Genomic DNA, 2,409 nt, shown 5'->3' on the forward strand with positions numbered 1-2,409 from the left:
CACAATGATATTAATCGCATCGCTTCAACACCCCTTAGCTGAAAAAGACCTTCTATGTCAGGAAGATCTGCTCAATACGACTCAGATTGTTGTACGCGACTTAGGAACAGGGGCTGATGCAACCAAGCAGGATGCCGGCTGGTTGAAGTCACAGCAGCGGATCACCGTAGACAGTTTTGACCATGCGTTTGACGCCGTTAGGGCAGGCCTTGGTTTTTGTCGGGTGCCTAGCCATCTTCTGACCGATAACGATTGCGCTCAGATAACAAAACTACCGTTGCTCGGCGGCACTCAGTTTCAAGTGCCTATTCATTTGGTCGCGCCCAAAATGGGACAAACAGGACCCGCAGCCATGCAGCTCTATAACCTACTACTGGCGAGCGCAGTTCACCGTTGATATCTGCGCCTAAGACACTACCGCTATCAATGAGTGTATAGATGCCTGCCCGTCAGGGGACATCATCCACCCTATCGCCCCCAGGTTAATGCATAAGGTCAGCCAAAAAACAATTCGAAAAGAGGTTTTGCTCGATTTATGGCGCAGCAGCTGTTGCGCTAACAACGCGCCGGGCCAACCGCCCACCAGCGATAAAAGGTGCAGCGTTTTTTCCGGAATTCGCCAGCCGCCACGTTTAGCTTTTGATTTATCGATCGCATAAACGCCAAAGGTCAGCAGACTCAGCGCAAGATAAACCACACCCAATGGCATTGGAATCCACGCAAAATATGTCGCCGCAACCACCGTGCTTAGGAATATGGCTGCCGCGCAGGTTAGCAGACCCGACGTGCGGATTGTTTGCAGTTTAGTGATACGGGTTGCCACGTTCAGTGATCCAGGGTTTCGAGTGCTGCAATGATTTTGCGGGCATTTTCTTCCAATACGTTTGGATCTTCAAACCGCTTGGCGTGTTCGAAAAGCCCCTTCAGTGATCCGGGGAAGATATGAAAATGAAAGTGCGGAACACTCTGTCCAGCGACACGTCCGTTATGCTGAAACAGTGTGGAACCGTTGATTCCCATCGCTTTCTCAACGGCACGCCCCATCAGCCGCACGGTTTTCAGACAGGCATTGGCAGACGCTTCCGATAGGTCGTATAAGGTGATCGCAGGTTCTTTAGGGATCACCAGCACATGTCCATGGGTCTGCGGCATGATGTCCATAATCGCCAACGTTTGGTCATCTTCGTACAGTTTGATACAGGGAGCTTCACCCCTCAGAATCTGAGCAAAAACGTTGTTCTCATCGTATGCAGGGTTCATCGCAGACTTCCTTTCGTGTGAATGACTCAAGGGTAACGGTGCCTATCTTACAAATCCGATCTCAACATAACACCCTATTGCTCAGGGAACCCATAGGCCTTTCAGCCACGGCCCCTCAAAATCTGTACCCTTAAACATTAACTATTTTGTATCTGTGCTCGTTTCAACGCTCGCTTTACTCTAATGGGATCAATGACTGCCCTTTCCAAGCGAGACCTTTTCCAGCATGTATCAGTACGATGAATTAGACCACCAGGTTGTACAAAACCGGGTTCTGCAATTCAGACATCAGATGGAACGTTATCTGAACGGCGATATCAGCGAAGAAGCCTTTTTACCTCTGCGTTTACAAAACGGACTTTACGTGCAGAAGCATGCCCCGATGCTACGGGTTGCGGTGCCCTACGGCATGCTCTCCTCCACACAGCTGCGCATGCTGGCAAAGATCTGTAAGACCTACGATCGCAATTACTGCCACATCACCACTCGACAGAACGTGCAGTTCAACTGGGTGGAACTCACCGATGTACCCGATATTCTGGATGAACTGGCAAGCGCAGAGATGCATGCAATCCAGACCAGCGGAAACTGCATCCGTAACACCACCTCAGACCCGATAGCGGGTGTCGTCGACGATGAAGTGGCCGATCCACGCCCCTATTGCGAGATCATCCGCCAGTGGTCGACGCTCCATCCGGAATTCGCCTTCCTGCCCCGCAAGTTCAAAATTGCCGTGATCGGTGCCGAAGAGGACCGCGCTTCAATCCGCTTACACGACATCGGCCTGCGACTCGTGCGTTCAGACAGTGGCGAGCTCGGATTTAACGTTTGGGCGGGCGGAGGACTGGGCCGCACCCCGATGCTGGGCAGTCTGATCCGTGAGTTCTTGCCCCAAACGCAGCTATTGGGTTATCTCAAAGCGATTCTGAGGGTCTATAACCGCTATGGTCGTCGGGATAACAAATACAAAGCACGTATCAAAATTCTGGTCAGCAGCCTGGGAACCGAGGAATTTACCCGTCAGGTAGAACAGGAGTTCGAGCGTAACTACGCAGCCGATCCCCAGCTTAGCAATGAGGAGATCCAATACGCCCAGTCCTTCTTCTCTGCACCGGATTATGAAACATTCGAAGCAGACAGCGATTTACC

Annotated in this window: 4 protein-coding genes; 2 read left to right on the forward strand and 2 right to left on the reverse strand. The window is 51.4% G+C overall.

From position 1 onward, the window contains the following. A partial coding sequence (locus ABYW01_RS19455) for a LysR substrate-binding domain-containing protein (RefSeq protein WP_372836018.1) occupies window positions 1-397 on the forward strand: 397 nt, incomplete at its 5' end. A gap of 9 nt (window positions 398-406) precedes the next feature. On the opposite strand, the gene ABYW01_RS19460 is transcribed toward ABYW01_RS19455, so the two are convergent. Together ABYW01_RS19460 and ABYW01_RS19465 are read right to left on the reverse strand one after the other, a co-directional pair. After that, on the reverse strand, window positions 407-823 hold the full coding sequence (locus ABYW01_RS19460; RefSeq protein WP_372836020.1) for a DUF1294 domain-containing protein: 417 nt from the start codon (window positions 821-823) through the stop codon (window positions 407-409). A gap of 2 nt (window positions 824-825) precedes the next feature. Next, entirely contained in the window at window positions 826-1,260 is a 435-nt protein-coding gene (locus ABYW01_RS19465; RefSeq protein WP_372836021.1) for an HIT family protein, read from the reverse strand. Between the two features lie 226 nt (window positions 1,261-1,486). Here ABYW01_RS19465 and ABYW01_RS19470 point away from each other — a divergent pair. Next, window positions 1,487-2,409, forward strand: a 923-nt coding sequence (locus tag ABYW01_RS19470; protein WP_372836023.1) for a nitrite/sulfite reductase, incomplete at its 3' end; no start/stop codon positions are given.

Origin of the sequence: Pontibacterium sp., assembly GCF_041587635.1 — a bacterium.
Taxonomy (GTDB): Bacteria; Pseudomonadota; Gammaproteobacteria; order Pseudomonadales; family Balneatricaceae; genus Pontibacterium.